The organism is Gottfriedia sp. OAE603 (assembly GCF_040543965.1).
Classification (GTDB): domain Bacteria; phylum Bacillota; class Bacilli; order Bacillales; family Bacillaceae_G; genus Gottfriedia; species Gottfriedia solisilvae.
Genome location: NZ_JBEUNN010000001.1, coordinates 1,203,858 through 1,219,747 on the forward strand (window position 1 = coordinate 1,203,858; position 15,890 = coordinate 1,219,747).

The following is a 15,890-nucleotide window of genomic DNA, read 5'->3' on the forward strand; positions in this document are numbered from 1 at the left end:
GAAAATGATTTTAGAAGTAATTGCAACAAACGTAAAAGATGCTATTGATGCACAGAAATTTGGTGCAAACCGAATTGAATTAGTTAGTGGAATTGCAGAAGGGGGATTAACGCCTAGTTATAGTACCATAAAGAATGTTATTAAAAATGTTACTATTCCAGTTCATGTAATGATTAGACCACATAGTCGCTCTTTTACATATGATCAATACGATGAAGAAGTAATTTTAAGTGATATTGATATCTGTAATGAACTTGGTGCTAGTGGTATTGTTTTTGGTGCATTAACAAAAGAAAAATCAATTGATGAAAATCTTTTAGGCAAAGTATGTAATCGAACAAATGGAATGAATTTTACATTTCATAGAGCAATTGATGAAGCAAATGATATAATTGCAGCCTTTCATATATTGAATCAATACCCGGAAATTACACATATTCTTACATCAGGTGGAATGAATAGTGCGATTGATGGTGAAGAAGTTATTAAGCAAATGAATGATTTAACAAAACAATCAAATATTAAGATAGTAGCAGGAAGCGGGTTATCCATTTATAATGTTGCCAATTTTATTCAAAAAACGAATATAAACGAGGTGCATTTTGGTTCTGGCGTTAGAAAGAATCAATCATCTATTGAAAAAATCGATTCTTATATGATGGAAAAACTAATTGAGCAATTGAAAAATCATGATTAGACAAAACAAAAAAGTAGTCCACTTGAAGTGGACTACTTTTTATTTTAAATGTTTATACTATTATTTACCGATGAATTGTTGAGTCCAAGTGTTTGCTCTTGAATCATAACCAACACCAATTTGAGTTAAGTTAGGATTTAAGATGTTAGCACGGTGACCAGCACTGTTCATCCAAGCAGTTACAACCTCTTGAGGAGTCTTTTGACCTTTAGCAATGTTTTCTGCTGCATAGCTATAAGAGATTCCGAATTTTTTCATCATATCAAATGGTGAACCGTAAGTTGGACTGTTGTGGTCAAAGTAGTTTTTATCAGTCATATCTTGTGATTTAATACGAGCTACTTTTGATAATTCAACATTTAAAGTAAATGGTTTTAAACCATTTTTAGTACGTTCAACATTAGTTAATTCAAATACTTTATTTTCATAAGCATTTAAAGCTGTTGAAGTTGATGGTTTTTCTGCTTCTGGTGTTGCTGGCTTTTCAGCAGGTGTTGATGGTTTAGCCGGTGTTGATGGTTTTTCAGCAACTGGTGGTGTCGTTGGTTTAGCCGGTGTTGATGGCACAGTAGGTTTTGTAGTAGAGTTATTTGAACTAGTAGCTGGTTTTGATTGTGCTTCTACTTGCTGTTTAATTGCTTCCTGTAACTTAGCCATATCGATACCAAATTTTGATAAATCAATTTTACCATTAGTAGTATTTAAGCTTGGTAGATTGAAGTAACTAAATAATACATTATTTAAATCAATATTTTGAGTGTATGGTTTTGTTTCCTTAGTTGTAATTGTATCCGCGTTTACTGCAGTTACAGGAGCACCCACTAGTAGAGTAGCAGCCAATGTTGATAATGTAATAACTTTTTTCATGTCTTATTCCTCCATTTGTTTGGTTATTGTCTCGCTGTACAAGTAATACTTTAGCATGAAAACGTGTGACATAATTATGGGAAAAAATGGAGAACGAAATATGAGGATTTTTTTGGAAAGGTAGAAAAAAGGACTTTTTGGCTAAATGCCTAATATATTAACTATCTTAGTAGATTCATAAAGTTGATCAGTCAAAATAAATGTATAAAATTTCCACAAAAAAAGTGAGAGATTGCGAAAACACGAGATTTTTACATTACAATAGTGGAAGGAATATCCAATTTTGTTTTAGTTCAGTTACGATTGTAATCATTCTGTAAAATATGTATTGAGGGTGAATCATTTGAAATTGTTTGTTGATGATACAAGACCAGTACCATACGGATTTTTACTAGCTAATTCAACTGATGAAGCAATATCATTATGTGTACAACATCATTTTGATCTAATATCGCTAGATTTTAATTTAGGATTTAGAAAAAAGACGGGTTTAAATTTTATGAAAGAGTTTATTGATAGAGGATTATATGTTGCACATATCAATATTCATAGCGATGATCTAATCGGTGTTCGTTATATTATAGAAGAAATCAATTCAGCTATTATAGAAGGAAAACTAAATAAAGAGATGATGATTACGAGGATTAGTTACTAAAAGGACACTTTCATTTAAAGTGTCCTTTTATATAGAAGAAACTATTTTAATGATGGGTATTTTGGTGAAACAACCCACGAAACTACTGACTCTCGTATTAGACTTTAAAATAGTTTATGTCACAACAATATGCTTTTCAATCACGTGTTCATGATCTTGATAGTATTTAGTTAAAGTAGGTAAGATTTTTATAAAGTCAGGACATGTAATATTTGATCCTTTTAAATCATTTAATGTATTTGAGCAATCATACTCTGAATAACAATTAAAATAAGAAAGAACTTCTTTTTCTACTTTGAGCATTTTTCTAATTTTTGAAAAGGAGAGAATCGGACTAACAATTTTGATTGGAATTGTACCAAGTGTTGTTTTATTTAAATAAATAGAGAGCATTTCTTTATAAATGTCTTGAACAGGATATGGTGTTGGATCAGTAATTTGATATGTTTTATTTATTCCTACTTCTTGTTGACTTAAATAGTACACAGCATCTATTAAATAATTAATCGGTATGAAGTTGCCAGTAGCGTTATCTCTACCTAATTGCGGGATAAAGGGTAAGAATCGAAGCTTAGAAAAGAAATTTAAAATAAAATATGGCCCATCAAATTTAGATGTTTCACCAGTTTCGGAATGTCCTACGACAATTCCAGGTCTAATAATCGTAATAGGAAGTCTGCTTTTTAATTTCTCCACTTCAATTTCTGCATAATATTTTGTTTCCTCATAGAAGTTTTTAAAGGATTGGCCCATTATTAATTCTGATTCAAGGATTTTTCCTTCTCGTTTTCCAGACACATAACTCGTACTAAAATATGTATAGCGACAAAGTTTTTTTAATGAAAGTGCAAAATCATTTACATTTATTGTTCCATTTACATTCACTTCATATGCGATTTGTTTAGGAACAGCCAAGTCATATATAGCAGCTAAATGAAATAAATCTGTCACTTCATTATGTAATTGAATCAGCTTAGTTGAATCGATTCCTAAATGTGTCTTAGTAATATCCCCTTCAATTAGTTCAATCTTAGAGAGATGTGAAGATGGAAATTTTTTATGTAAATCATGTAATGTATTTTGACAATTTTCTAACATACTTGGGAGAATTAAAAGGTAAATTTTGTGAAAAGAAGTGTCTGAAGTTATTATTTTTTGAACCAAGTTTTGAGTAATAAACCCCGGGAAACCAGTAATAAAATAGGTTTTTGTGTTCATAAATACCTCCTAGTCAATTGGTAACATTATAATGATATTTCGCATGAAAAGAGAATTTTCCTTTTTATTACTTTAATTTGTTGATACAAAATGGTATTAATGACAAAAAAGAAGCTCATCGGAAAGGATAAGCTTCTTTTCTGAAGATGTTATTTTTAGGTTTGTAAGTTTAAAGACAGAAGTTGTAATCAACTAAGGCATTCTAAAATAGCTACAAACTATTAGAAAACAGCATCTATATTATTTTACAGATTTCTTTAAGTCTTCTGCTACAAACTCTACATTTGTACCAACAACGACTTGAACGTTTTTATCATCTAATTTAATAACGCCACGAGCACCAGCTTTTTTAAGAAGTGACTCATTAACTTTTGATGTGTCTTTTACTTGTAAACGTAAACGAGTAGTACAGTTATCAATATTTACTAAGTTTTCTTTACCACCTAAACCTTGTAGGTATAAAGAATCACCAATTTCAGTTGTTACTTCGTCAGTATCAACTTCCTCGTCTTCACGACCAGGTGTTTTAATATTAAATTTAATAATTGCAAAGTAGAATACGATGAAATAAATAACTGCAAAGACTAATCCAATTAGAATTAGTAAAATTGGTTTTTGTGAAATATTAAAGTTTAACACATAGTCAATGAAACCAGCTGAGAATGTGAAACCAGTTTTAATTCCTAAAGCATTAACAATACCCATTGATAGACCAGTTAAAATTGCATGGAATGCATATAAAACTGGAGCAATAAACATAAATGCGAATTCGATTGGCTCAGTAATACCTGTTAAGAATGATGTTAATGCAAGACCTAAGAACATACCAGTTACAGCTTTACGTCTTTCAGGCTTCGCCGCAGCAATCATTGCGATCGCAGCTGCTGGTAGACCAAACATCATGATAGGGAAGAAACCAGTCATAAATGCACCCGCAGTTTTATCACCAGCGAAGAATCTGTTTAAATCACCATGCACTAATTTGCCAGCTGCATCTGTAAAGTCACCTAAGTTAAACCAGAAAATAGTATTTAATACGTGATGTAAGCCTAATGGAATTAGAATACGGTTTAAGAAACCAAATACCGCAGCTCCAATTGCACCAAGATCGATAATCCAGTTACCAACTGAGTTAATCGCATCTTGAATTGATGGCCAAATATATCCAAATAAACCAGCTAAAATTAGCATAACAGCGGATGTAATAATTGGAACGAATCGACGTCCACTGAAGAATCCTAACCATTCAGGTAATTTAATACCACTAAATCTGTTGTATAGTAGACCAGCAATAACCCCGGCAATAATACCACCAAGAGCGGCCATGTTAATATCTTTATTAATAGAAGTTGCACCTGCCGTCAGTACAAAGTAACCGATTGCACCTGCAAGACCAGCAGCACCATTTCCATCTTTAGATATACCAATTGCAACACCAATTGCAAAAATTAATGCTAAATTTGAGAATATCGCATTACCGGCAGCAGCCATAAACGGGATATCAAGTAAATCAGGTTGTCCAAAGCGCAGTAGTAAACCGGCAGCAGGAAGGACAGCGATTGGTAGCATTAGTGCTTTACCAATACGTTGTAAAAAACTAAGCATAATTTCTCCTCCAAATTATCAATTTTTGTTTACGCTTTCATTATAAACGCAAACTTATAAAGTTGTCTATACAACTAGTTAATATTATTCTTACTTTTTCTGGAAAAAATTAAAAAATAATAGGGAAGAAAAGATTCTCCCCTATATTAAGCCATTTTATATAATTTTATGTTAATTAAAGACCTTTTAAATGACTTTGCGCTTGCGCAATTAGACGTTTTGTAATTTCTCCACCTACAGAACCATTTGAACGAGCCGTTGTATCAGATCCTAATGTAACACCAAATTCATTAGCAATCTCATATTTAAATTGATCAAGTGCTTGTTCAACGCCTGGAACTAACAATTTATTATTTGAACGTGCCATGATTTTCACCCCTTCTGTAAGTAATGACTTACATTTATATATTTTACATTTAGGGTTATATCATGCTTGGAAAATACAGTCATATTAGGATTAAGTTAACTTTTTGACTAATGCAGAGCCTTCTACTACCAAGACATTTTCCTGATTATATACATTAGTCTGGAGTGTTAATAACCTCTTATCATCACGTTTTTTTAATACTTTTACAGAAACAGTAATTGTATCGTTAATTTTAACTGGTGCTTTAAAGGAAACTTCTTGCGATAAATAAATCGTATTTTTGCCTGGGAGTTTTGTACCAAGTACCGCAGATATAAAACTACAGATTAACATGCCATGTGCTATTCTTTCACCGAAAATACTCTCTTTTGCAAAATCATCAATCAAATGAATCGGATTTACATCTGTTGAAATTGCTGCATATTGTTCTATCATATCGGCAGTTATTTTGACTTGAAAATTAGCTTTGTCACCAACTGAAATCGAATCAAAATGAATTTCGCGTACATTTTTTGCACTTTCAAAAATATTCATTTTGTTTCATCCTTTCTTAAGTTGAAATAACTACTATTTCAAGCAAAGGTTTGCAAAATTATAATTTTGAGAATGTGAAATCTTTAAATTGTTTCGCCCATTCTTCCTGACTTTTTTGGAATTGTTGTAAATAATTTGTCCAGTTAGTCAAATTTGGAGTGTCGAAAGGTTGTTTAAATAATTGTTGGAAGTATTGCTGTTGTTGGTTAGTAATTGTATTCATTGATTGGAAAAAAGCTTGATACGGGTTTTGATTAATGTTAGACCAATAAGATTGAAATGGTGCAAATTGCTCAAATAATTTCTTCCAAGTTTGATCATATGCATCTTGATTAATTGATGGTTTAATTTCGTTTACTAATTTAACCATTTCTTGAAATTGTTCATAAGATTTTTTTTGTTGGTTTTGTACTTGTTCATTTAAGTTTTCCCATTGTTTTGCTTGTTCTTGCAATAGTGATTCTGTCCACTGTTGAATTTGCAGTTGATTATCTAATAAATACTGTAGCATTTTTTGAAAGTTCTCAGCTGCTTGTTCCATTTGAAGATCGATTGTTTTTTCAGTCATCACGATATTCCTCCAAAAATTTATTATTGAATGCAAAAAGCATGTTCAATCTTTTTTGAATTTTTCATCAGAATTGCTAAATGGGAAAAAAGAACTTGTATAAATCGAGAAGAATGTTTGAAGCATTTGCTGATATTGAGTAAAAGAAGAGTGGCAAGTTTTTAAGTACTCTTCACCAGCTTGTGTAATGGAATAAATTCGCTTAGCGGGGCCATCATTTCCATGCTCCCAACTTGATTGAATATAACTTTCTTTTTCTAATTGTCTTAATATCCGGTAAACGTTGCTTGAGTCAAGCGTTGTAAATCCTAAATCGAATAGAACTTGCATTAATTTATATCCATGCATATTCCATTGCTTAAGACTAAGAAGTAGAAAGGGAACTAAAAAGTTTTTTGGTAAAGAAATTGTATCGACATTTTCTTTTTGGTTTTTATTTTTTTTGTCTTGATCATTAGTTGTCATAAAGTAATGTCCCCCTCTATAACGTAGTAATGTAATCGTACCATAAGTGTAATTTACACTTAGTACAATTTATTGTCAATATTTTAAGAATATATCGAATTTTAAAAACAAATTTCGACAGTCGCTGTAGAAAAATAACGAAAATATTGAATTGTTTGTCAATAATTTGTTTTCTATACTTAAAGATGAGTGAGGAGGATGAACTTATGTCAGATCAAAACATAACTGATCCATTAAAAATGTGGAAACAGTTATATGATGTTAACGAAAAATACTGGGGAAAAATGATGAACGATGTGGTCCAAAAAGAAGAATTTTCTGAATGGATGGGAACTGTACTAGACTTTAATCTTTATTGTAAAAAAGTCATGAATGACCAATCTAAAACATTTTTGGAAGCTTCAAACATTGCATCGAAGGAAGATATTGCGAATGTTGCAAGCTTGGTCATAAATTTGGAGCAGAAAGTCGATACAATTGACGACCATTTATTCGATCAAGCTGGAAATGAATTGGATACAAGTGCATTAAAAAAAGATATGACAAAATTAAAGTCTGAAACAAAAGCGATACATCAACAAATTAATGAATTGAAAACATCTTTGACAAGCATTGAGAAACTTTTACAGCAATTAACAACAAATAAATAATTGGGTAAAAAGGAGAATGATTCATGGATTTAGTAAATCGTGTAGCGATCGTAACAGGTGGAGCAAAAGGTATTGGGAAAGCTATTGCATTTTCATTGGCGAGAAAAGGAGCCAAAGTTGTTATTAATTATAATAGCAGCGAGCAAAGTGCAAAAGCAGTCGTTGATGAACTAAAATCAGAAGGATATGAAGCGCTAGCTGTTCAAGCAAATGTAGCTGAATTTGAGCAAACAAAAGCACTAGTTGAGCGCACGATTGAACATTTCGGACGTTTAGATATTATTGTAAATAATGCTGGTATCACAAGAGACCGTACTTTCAAAAAGCTGAGTGAAGATGATTGGCATGAAGTAATTAACGTAAATTTAAGTAGTGTATATAATACTTGCAACGCTTCATTACCACACTTATTAGAATCTGATAATGCAAGAATTATTAATATCTCCTCAGTAATTGGTCAAGCAGGTGGTTTTGGTCAAACGAACTATTCTGCTGCAAAAGCCGGAATGATTGGATTTACTAAATCATTAGCTATTGAATTAGCAAAATCAAACATTACTGTCAATACTGTTTGCCCAGGTTTTATCGAAACTGACATGTTAAGTGAAGTCCCTGAAAATGTAAAAGAACAAATTAAAGCCAAAATTCCTAAAAGACGTTTTGGTACAGCAGATGAAATTGCAAAAGCAGTTCTCTACTTATGCCAAGACGGTGAATATATAACTGGTCAACAAATTAATGTTAATGGTGGCCTATACGTATAATTTCTCGATTTTACTAGAAAAAGGGGGAATAGTGTGTTTAGTTCACAGCCATTAGAAGCGACAACTGAATCATTTCCACAAGGGTTGAAAGAATCTTATAAAAGATTAAAAAGAACAGCTGATATTCTCATTAAAGATGGAGACCCATTAGTAGGGCAATCACCTAAAGAGGTTATTTGGACTAAAAACAAAAGTAAACTGTATCATTACATTCCAACAGCGAAAAAAGTGAAAAAAACGCCTATTTTATTAGTGTATGCATTGATTAATAAACCTTATATACTCGATCTAACAAAAGGAAACTCATTTGTAGAATATCTAGTAAATGAAGGTTTTGATGTATATCTATTGGACTGGGGAACGTTCGCACACGAAGATCGTCATTTGAAGTTTGATGATATAGTGTATGATTATATTGCGAAAGCAGTAAAGAGAGTATTAAGGTTCTCAGGAGCTAGTGAATTATCAATCCTGGGCTATTGTATGGGCGGTACTTTAACTAGTATTTATGCTGCACTTCACGAGGATGCTCCAATTAAAAACTTAGTCTTTTTAACGAGTCCTTTTGATTTCTCTGATACTGGTTTATACGGTTCATTTTTAAATGAAAAGTACTTTGCGCTTGATAAAGCAATCGATACTTTAGGGAATATCCCACCAGAGATGATTGATTTCGGTAATAAAATGCTGAAGCCAATTACAAACTTTGTAGGGCCGTATGTAACATTATTAGATAGATCAGATAATACTGCTTTTATAAAGTCATGGCAGTTAATGCAGAAGTGGGTAACTGATGGTATTCCTTTCCCAGGTGAAGCTTATCGCCAGTGGATTCGTGATTTTTATCAACAGAACAAGTTGTTAAAAGGCGAATTAGAAATTAGAGGTAAAAGGGTAGATGTATCAAAAATTAAAGCAAATGTATTGAATATTTCTGCTACAAAGGATCATATTGCGATGCCTTGTCAGGTTGAAGCATTAAACGAACATATTTCAAGTAAAGACAAACAATATGTATCAATACCTTCTGGGCATGTATCAATTATGTTTGGTCCTGCTTCGCTAAAAACAACATATCCGACAATCGGAAAGTGGCTTAAAGAAAGATCTTAATAAACCACAAAAATTGATATTGAAGTAAATCTCACTTAAAAAAGTGGGGTTTTTTTCTTTGTTATGACAAAAACTAATAATTATGATGTAAGAGAAAGGAGTTCAAAGTGAATATAAAAAGCGGTTTATTATATTGGCCAACAACTTTTCGTCATCATCATGTGGAGTACGGTCCATTAGAAGAGAATATAGAATGTGATTATGTAATAGTAGGCAGTGGAGTATCGGGGGCTCAAAGTGCATATTTTTTAAGTAAGTATGGTGCTAGTGTAGTAGTAGTAGATAAACGAAAAATAGCGCATGGGAGTACAATTGCTAATACGGGTTTAATACAATATACAAATGATAAGCCATTATTTGCTTGTATTGATTCATTTGGTAAAGAAGTCGGAGTCCGCTTTTATCGCCTCTGCTTAGAAGCTGTAAAAGGTATTGAAGAAATAACAAAAAACTTAGAGATAGATGCAAATTTTATAAGAAGAAAAAGTTTGTATTTTGCAAGTGATCTAGCTGGAAAAGAAATGCTAGAGGCTGAATATAAAGCATTAGTAGAAAACGGTTTTCCAGTAGAAAAATTTTCAAAAGAAGATTTAAAAAATAAATATCATTTTGAAAAAGAAAGTGCATTATTTACTTCAAATGATGCAGAGATAAATCCGTTTAAATATGTTCATGGAATCCTTCAATATGTGATAAAACGGGACGTTAAGGTATTTAGTGAAACCGAAGTGAAAAGCTTAATCGGGACAAAGAATGGTGTTGAATTGTTTACAGATAGGCATGTTTCTATAAAAGCAAAGAAAGTCATATTTGCAAGTGGATATGAGTCAATAGAATTAAAAAAAGACAAAAATGCAGTACTTTCTTCTACTTATGCAATTGTAACTGAAGCATTTTTAAAGAAGGAGGCATGGTATGAAAATAGTTTAATTTGGGAGACAGCAAGACCCTATTTATATTTACGAACGACAGTTGATGGAAGAATAATCGTTGGGGGTTTAGATGAATATACGATAATTCCAGAACAAAGAGATGCAATGTTACATCATAAAAAAGACCAATTATTAAAAAGTTTAATTGAACTATTTCCAATATATAAAGATATAAAGATTGAATATTATTGGACAGGTATATTTGGCAACACTCATACTGGCTTACCAATGATTAGGCAGTATCCAGAATATCCAAATTGTTATTTTTTAATGGGATTTGGTGGGAGTGGTATGATTTACTCTTATATTTTAGCAAAAATAATATGTGATTTGGTCACAACTGGATTTAACCCAGATGCTCATATATTTATGAAATAAGTATTAATTATGGTAATTGTGAATAAAAAGCTTGAAATAGTAAGAAAATTTAATAGGTACTAAATATACAGGAGTGTAAATAATGGGATACCTTGAAATATTAAATGAATTATTCTTTGGGTATATTGCTCTTTTTATAGTCGTTAAAATACTTGGTAAAACGCAAATTAATCAAATTACCCCTTTTGATTTTATCTCAGCTCTTGTACTAGGTAATATTTTGGGAGATGCAATTTATGATGATAAAGCAAATCTTCCTCATATATTATTTAGTATTTTTACATGGAGCGCTTTGATCTTTATTACTGAAGTGATTACCCAAAAATCACGTCGTGCAAGGAAGGTTCTAGAGGGGGATCCATCAGTCGTTATCAAAAAAGGGATTATCCAATGGAATGAACTAAAAAAAAATCGATTAGATATCGATCAGCTATTACAATTACTTAGGGCAAAAAGTGCATTTTCTGTTAACGAAGTTGCATATGCAATTTTGGAGAATGATGGTTCTGTTAGTGTCTTAAAAAAGTCGAGCTATGATGCTGCAACAAAGCAAGATTTAAAAATTAATGCAGAAAAGGCGATCATGCCAATGGTCATCATCAGTGATGGCAAGATTATTGAAAGGTCTCTACACTCATTGAAAAAGGATGAGAAATGGGTGCATAAAAAATTAACCGAAGCAAATTTAACTTTAAAACAAGTTTGTTTTGCAGAATGGGATTCTAAACAATTACATTTACATACGTATTAAAAAGGTAATCTGTATAATACAAAATTTTTGAATTAAATATAAAGGGATGAACTAACATGAAATATTATATTTATAATTGTTTTGGAGGTACACATTCTTCACCTTTAGCTGCAGCATATCATTTAAATAAATTACCAAAGGATCGTAAGCCAACAGATAGTGAAGTCAAAAACGTAGATTTATTTAATAAATTAAAGCCAAAAGATGGTGGGAAACTATATTACCATGGTGAGGATGAAAATGGAGATAAAGTATATACGGTTGCAAGACGATATACGAAAAATGTAAATGCAGCAATTGAGAGCTTAGGTATGCTTTTACTAAATAATGACGACAAAATTATTTTATCAAATACATCACCGACAGTTCCTCTAGCAATGACTTTAGGTGGATTTACTTCTAGATTTTTAAAAATTGATTTTATTGGCGTACCTTTACTTGTATTAGGTGCAAAACAAACTTATATAAATTTAATTAAATTAGTTGAAAATACAAAGAATTATCAACATTTGGCTGTTGAGAAAGTAACGACATTAGATAATAAAAATTTTAATAAGAACTAAAACATGGACGTATTCAATACGTCCAATTTTTTTTAATATGGGATTTTTAAAACATCTATATCATTTTGAATTAAGTCATTTATTTTATAGGCAGAATATTGACCTTTTTTAGCGATAAAATTGAATAATTCCTCTAAGCTCAGAATGCTCAGAAGTGGCAGTTTCAGTAATAGCATGAGCATACATTTTAATTAACGTTTAGACGCAGATTATAAATCCTCTGCAAACATTTCACTAGCATATTGCTCTTTTCGTATCCCTTTCTCCAATTGTAATATTACTTATATACTTTAAGAATATGATTTTCTATTTTTTTAATTGAAATAATATATAATTTCTTTTAATTCTTTATCAGTCATTAGTTTTGAATGGCTCTTTAGTTTCAAAAGATAATATGTCGTTGCCGCTAGGATTTCGTGTAATTCTAAGGTTTCATGCCATGCTAATGTTTAAATGCCACTCTATATGTATTCTAAATTAGGTGAAAAAACACCGATCGGAAACGATGAGAATTGTATTTGGTTTGGTGTGGATGATAGTAAGTAGAGTTCGGATTTGATAATATGGAAGAAAAAGAATGGTAGGGAAAATATATGTATGTTGAAAGTGTAATTCATCAATTAAGTTTCTCCGTAGATACTGTAATTCAAATAATCGATAGTTTAAGCGACGATGACTTACATGATCGACCAATGGCGAACAAAAGATCAATCGGTGAGTTAGTACAACATTTGTGTGAACTAATGTCAGCAGATATATTTATAAGTAATAGTGCAACAAAAAATGAAATGGAAACATTTTATGAATCAGTAAAATGTCATACGATTGTGGAATTAAAAGCTTTGTTACTGAGTGGAAGAGAGCAGCTCGTCAACACTTATAGACTTTACAATGAAGAGGAACTAATGCAAAAAAAGTCATCATATTGGGGAGTAGAATATACAAGATTTGAATGGTTACTTGAAATTTTAGTCCATTTTACGCATCACAGGGCACAATTACATACATTAGTAGTTTTGAAAAATGGAGATATGCGAGTTTCTTTATTTGAATAGTATAGGCGATGGAAAACGAAAACAGATAAAGGAGAGGGGAGAAATGGATTCCATTTCCCATCCCCACATCTTTAATCTCTTGTTTCGTGCTGTGGATGCATAAATTGCTTTCCAGGTTCTCTATCTAATTTTTTAGATTCAATGATAGCTGAATTTTCTGCTGTTGCCCATCCAATATCATTTGTTGGGTGGACCCATTCATCTCCAGCCATAACAGCAGGATCAACCTCATCGGACCAATTATTTAAAGGAGAATTTGGCGAACTGTATTTACTATCACCAATGACAACACCTTTTGAATTGATAAATGGTTCCTCCATTTTGACATCGGTTCCTTTAAAAGAAGGAAAGTTAGAAATATGCGGTAAAGTTTCATTCAATACCGGAGATTCAATTTTTTTGTTTTCTTTTTTTCTGTTCATTTTATCACCTCGACTTACAAATATTATTAGCTTTTAAGTGAATTCAATTCAAAAGAACAAAACAAAAGGACAATACCATAAAAATGGTATTGTCCTTATTCATTACACTTCTAATGTGAAAAATGATGGTTTTAAGGTTTTTGGTGAAAAGAATATTAACATTGCATATGAACCGGTTCTATATTCATTCGTTTGTAAGAAATGTTCAATATCAAATGAAAGTAGTTCAACCATAGTATGTTTATATAATTCTTTTTCATTTAAGTTAAGAGCTAAGAATTCTTTACTTAAAAATTCTGGTTGCTCAAGTATTTGTTTATATATTTTTTTTGAAAAATCATTGTCAGTACTTTCGTCCCACCACGGTTTTCGAGGTTTGTATTTATGATTTAAGTAATAATCTACTTTCATAATATCTTTTGTGATTTTTTCATTTTTGATTGAAAAATGGTTTAAGAACTCATCTAACCTTTTAAATAAATCTTCTAGCTGATGGCCTATTCGTGACCAACCACGTTCTTCCCAATATGAACCAAATAATTGGAAGAAATCAAATGGGCTTTCGAATTCATTTTCGATTAAATACTCAATTGTATTATTTGTTCTATGGTCATTCCAGTATTTTTCTAGAACATCCTCTACTTGCTTAATTTTCACGATATCATCAAAAGATAGAATATTATTACCTAACACCTCGTATGGTGCATAATCCATGTATACATAGTCATGTTCATGTGCTCTTAATCGGACACCAGTGCCTCGAAGCATTTTTAGGAATCCAAGTTGAAGCTCTTCTGGACGAAGTGCAAAAACATCATTAAACGTTTGTCTAAACGATTGATAATCTTCCTCCGGTAAGCCTGCAATTAAGTCTAAATGCTGGTCAATTTTTTCGCCATCTCTAACGAGTGTTACTGTACGACATAGTTTTTCGAAATTCTGTCTTCTCATAACGAGTTCATTAGTAGCGTCGTTCGTAGATTGAACACCAATTTCAAATCGGAATAAACCTTTAGGTGCATTTTCATTAAGAAATTCAATTACTTCAGGTCTCATAATATCGCCTGTAATTTCAAATTGAAATACCGTACCTTCTACATGCTCATCAATTAAGAATTGGAACATATCCATCGCGTAGCTTCTACTTATATTAAATGTTCGATCAACAAACTTAAATACTTTTGCACCATTTGCCATTAGATAACGAATGTCGTCTTTAATCACTTCACGATTGAAATAACGAACACCTACTTCAATAGAAGATAGACAAAACTGGCAATTAAATGGACAGCCACGACTTGTCTCAATATATTGAATTCTTTTACTTAGAAAAGGTAGGTCTTCTTTAAAACGATAAGGCGATGGAATGGTTGTTAAATCTAATTTTTCAGTTTGAGGTCTAACAATATTTAAGCCGTTATCTCTATAACCAATTCCAGAAATCTTCGGAAAATCTTCTCCATTGTCGATCGCTTTGATTAGGTTTTTAACTGTAATTTCTCCTTCACCAACGACAACAACGTCAACTTCCTTTACTCGATCCAACCAGTATTGAACATCATAACTTACTTCAGGTCCTCCGATAAAAATCGTAACATTAGGGTCTATTTTTTTGTACATTTGAATGACTTCAATCGTTTGTTCGATATTCCAAATATAACAGCTAAATCCAACTATTTTTGGTTTCTTCTTATATAAATCAGTAATGATATTCATACTAGGATCTTTAATTGTATATTCAGCAAGTTCAATTTCATATTCTGGCTGAGCATAAGCTTTTATATATCGAATACCTAAATTCGTATGAATATATTTTGCATTTAATGTTGCTAATACGACTTTCATTTACATACCTCGTTTTTTATTTTGGCCCCACATCTGTCATATGCTTTTTGTTTGTAGCGGGTTCATATTTATCTTACAGTTTTAATAAACAATCAAACATTTAGAATGGAGCCTTATTTTTAGTCGTCTTATTTTATCACAAATTTAAAGAATTTCTAAATGTCTTTACTGTTAAATCCAAAAGCTATTTAGAAATGCAGTTTTCGTATCTATTGTGGCTTTAGAAGAATTCGTTAGTTGATTACAATTCCAGGTTGCTCACTTCCGTGGAGCGTGAGCTAGAGCATCTTCGAAAATGGTGGGCTCACTAAAACCACGACGGCCTAAAAGTTGATGTTAATGGTAGTTACGAGATTCACGCGGAGAATATAATCATATGTGAAAACCTCCAATATTTTTATTGCAGAAAATCTGTAGAATCAACTACGTAATTATCACATT

The 15,890-nt window shown here is 31.7% G+C and carries 18 protein-coding genes; 9 read left to right on the forward strand and 9 right to left on the reverse strand.

The genetic code is table 11. The features are described from left to right. Positions 1–4 precede the first annotated feature (4 nt). Positions 5–697, forward strand: coding sequence for a copper homeostasis protein CutC (locus ABID96_RS05960; RefSeq protein ID WP_377897035.1), 693 nt, complete (start codon positions 5–7; stop codon positions 695–697). A gap of 60 nt (positions 698–757) precedes the next feature. On the opposite strand, the gene ABID96_RS05965 is transcribed toward ABID96_RS05960, so the two are convergent. Continuing rightward, on the reverse strand, positions 758–1,564 hold the full coding sequence (locus ABID96_RS05965) for a CAP domain-containing protein (protein WP_192601240.1): 807 nt from the start codon (positions 1,562–1,564) through the stop codon (positions 758–760). 343 nt (positions 1,565–1,907) lie between these two features. On the opposite strand from ABID96_RS05965, the gene ABID96_RS05970 reads away from it, so the two are divergent. After that, positions 1,908–2,219: a cyclic-phosphate processing receiver domain-containing protein gene (locus ABID96_RS05970; RefSeq protein ID WP_192601241.1), complete on the forward strand. Its 312-nt coding sequence runs from the start codon at positions 1,908–1,910 to the stop codon at positions 2,217–2,219. 114 nt (positions 2,220–2,333) lie between these two features. Here ABID96_RS05970 and ABID96_RS05975 read toward each other — a convergent pair whose 3' ends face one another. The 6 genes from ABID96_RS05975 to phaQ all read right to left on the reverse strand — a co-directional run bounded on the left by ABID96_RS05975 (position 2,334) and on the right by phaQ (position 6,976). After that, a complete protein-coding gene (locus tag ABID96_RS05975) occupies positions 2,334–3,437 on the reverse strand; it encodes an SDR family oxidoreductase (protein ID WP_192601242.1) in 1,104 nt (367 codons plus the stop codon). A gap of 240 nt (positions 3,438–3,677) precedes the next feature. Continuing rightward, on the reverse strand, positions 3,678–5,042 hold the full coding sequence (gene nagE, locus ABID96_RS05980) for an N-acetylglucosamine-specific PTS transporter subunit IIBC (protein ID WP_192601243.1): 1,365 nt from the start codon (positions 5,040–5,042) through the stop codon (positions 3,678–3,680). A gap of 175 nt (positions 5,043–5,217) precedes the next feature. Further along, positions 5,218–5,409, reverse strand: a complete 192-nt coding sequence (locus tag ABID96_RS05985) for an alpha/beta-type small acid-soluble spore protein (protein WP_088000101.1) — start codon at positions 5,407–5,409, stop codon at positions 5,218–5,220. Between the two features lie 90 nt (positions 5,410–5,499). Next, entirely contained in the window at positions 5,500–5,943 is a 444-nt protein-coding gene (locus ABID96_RS05990; RefSeq protein ID WP_192601244.1) for a MaoC family dehydratase, read from the reverse strand. A gap of 58 nt (positions 5,944–6,001) precedes the next feature. After that, complete coding sequence (locus ABID96_RS05995) at positions 6,002–6,514, reverse strand: hypothetical protein (RefSeq protein WP_192601245.1); 513 nt, start codon at positions 6,512–6,514, stop codon at positions 6,002–6,004. Positions 6,515–6,556: 42 nt separating this feature from the next. Further along, positions 6,557–6,976 carry a poly-beta-hydroxybutyrate-responsive repressor gene (phaQ, locus tag ABID96_RS06000; protein WP_192601246.1) on the reverse strand — a complete coding sequence of 140 codons (420 nt, stop codon included), beginning with the start codon at positions 6,974–6,976 and terminating at the stop codon, positions 6,557–6,559. 206 nt (positions 6,977–7,182) lie between these two features. Between phaQ and ABID96_RS06005 the strand changes: the two genes are divergently transcribed. From ABID96_RS06005 to ABID96_RS06035, 7 genes are all read left to right on the forward strand, one after another. Beyond that, positions 7,183–7,626 (forward strand): DUF2730 family protein, encoded by a 444-nt coding sequence (locus tag ABID96_RS06005; RefSeq protein ID WP_192601247.1) that lies wholly within the window; start codon positions 7,183–7,185, stop codon positions 7,624–7,626. Between the two features lie 23 nt (positions 7,627–7,649). Then, positions 7,650–8,390, forward strand: a complete 741-nt coding sequence (locus ABID96_RS06010) for a 3-oxoacyl-ACP reductase (RefSeq protein WP_192601248.1) — start codon at positions 7,650–7,652, stop codon at positions 8,388–8,390. A gap of 33 nt (positions 8,391–8,423) precedes the next feature. Next, positions 8,424–9,503 (forward strand): class III poly(R)-hydroxyalkanoic acid synthase subunit PhaC, encoded by a 1,080-nt coding sequence (gene phaC / locus ABID96_RS06015; RefSeq protein WP_192601249.1) that lies wholly within the window; start codon positions 8,424–8,426, stop codon positions 9,501–9,503. A gap of 107 nt (positions 9,504–9,610) precedes the next feature. Beyond that, positions 9,611–10,813, forward strand: a complete 1,203-nt coding sequence (locus ABID96_RS06020; protein WP_192601250.1) for an NAD(P)/FAD-dependent oxidoreductase — start codon at positions 9,611–9,613, stop codon at positions 10,811–10,813. 82 nt (positions 10,814–10,895) lie between these two features. Beyond that, complete coding sequence (locus tag ABID96_RS06025; protein ID WP_192601251.1) at positions 10,896–11,564, forward strand: DUF421 domain-containing protein; 669 nt, start codon at positions 10,896–10,898, stop codon at positions 11,562–11,564. A 56-nt stretch (positions 11,565–11,620) separates the two neighbouring features. Beyond that, positions 11,621–12,127 carry a DUF3189 family protein gene (locus ABID96_RS06030; protein ID WP_192601252.1) on the forward strand — a complete coding sequence of 169 codons (507 nt, stop codon included), beginning with the start codon at positions 11,621–11,623 and terminating at the stop codon, positions 12,125–12,127. A 593-nt stretch (positions 12,128–12,720) separates the two neighbouring features. Continuing rightward, positions 12,721–13,182, forward strand: coding sequence for a DinB family protein (locus tag ABID96_RS06035; RefSeq protein ID WP_192601253.1), 462 nt, complete (start codon positions 12,721–12,723; stop codon positions 13,180–13,182). A gap of 71 nt (positions 13,183–13,253) precedes the next feature. Here ABID96_RS06035 and ABID96_RS06040 read toward each other — a convergent pair whose 3' ends face one another. Next, a complete protein-coding gene (locus ABID96_RS06040) occupies positions 13,254–13,604 on the reverse strand; it encodes a DUF3905 domain-containing protein (RefSeq protein WP_088000113.1) in 351 nt (116 codons plus the stop codon). A gap of 102 nt (positions 13,605–13,706) precedes the next feature. Then, the gene (locus ABID96_RS06045) at positions 13,707–15,449 is read right to left on the reverse strand and encodes a B12-binding domain-containing radical SAM protein (protein WP_192601254.1); all 1,743 of its coding nucleotides are present in this window, start codon (positions 15,447–15,449) and stop codon (positions 13,707–13,709) included. Between the last annotated feature and the right edge of the window lie 441 nt (positions 15,450–15,890).

Bases quoted from the DNA above. Each gene is read 5' to 3' on its own strand.
- ABID96_RS06010 (WP_192601248.1), top strand. From the start codon at position 7,650: ATGGATTTAGTAAATCGTGTAGCGATCGTAACAGGTGGAGCAAAAGGT.
- ABID96_RS06025 (WP_192601251.1), top strand. From the start codon at position 10,896: ATGGGATACCTTGAAATATTAAATGAATTATTCTTTGGGTATATTGCT.
- nagE (WP_192601243.1), bottom strand. From the start codon at position 5,042: ATGCTTAGTTTTTTACAACGTATTGGTAAAGCACTAATGCTACCAATC.
- ABID96_RS06030 (WP_192601252.1), top strand. From the start codon at position 11,621: ATGAAATATTATATTTATAATTGTTTTGGAGGTACACATTCTTCACCT.
- ABID96_RS06035 (WP_192601253.1), top strand. From the start codon at position 12,721: ATGTATGTTGAAAGTGTAATTCATCAATTAAGTTTCTCCGTAGATACT.
- ABID96_RS06045 (WP_192601254.1), bottom strand. From the start codon at position 15,449: ATGAAAGTCGTATTAGCAACATTAAATGCAAAATATATTCATACGAAT.
- ABID96_RS05960 (WP_377897035.1), top strand. From the start codon at position 5: ATGATTTTAGAAGTAATTGCAACAAACGTAAAAGATGCTATTGATGCA.
- ABID96_RS05975 (WP_192601242.1), bottom strand. From the start codon at position 3,437: ATGAACACAAAAACCTATTTTATTACTGGTTTCCCGGGGTTTATTACT.
- ABID96_RS06005 (WP_192601247.1), top strand. From the start codon at position 7,183: ATGTCAGATCAAAACATAACTGATCCATTAAAAATGTGGAAACAGTTA.
- ABID96_RS05965 (WP_192601240.1), bottom strand. From the start codon at position 1,564: ATGAAAAAAGTTATTACATTATCAACATTGGCTGCTACTCTACTAGTG.
- ABID96_RS05990 (WP_192601244.1), bottom strand. From the start codon at position 5,943: ATGAATATTTTTGAAAGTGCAAAAAATGTACGCGAAATTCATTTTGAT.
- ABID96_RS05985 (WP_088000101.1), bottom strand. From the start codon at position 5,409: ATGGCACGTTCAAATAATAAATTGTTAGTTCCAGGCGTTGAACAAGCA.
- phaQ (WP_192601246.1), bottom strand. From the start codon at position 6,976: ATGACAACTAATGATCAAGACAAAAAAAATAAAAACCAAAAAGAAAAT.
- ABID96_RS06040 (WP_088000113.1), bottom strand. From the start codon at position 13,604: ATGAACAGAAAAAAAGAAAACAAAAAAATTGAATCTCCGGTATTGAAT.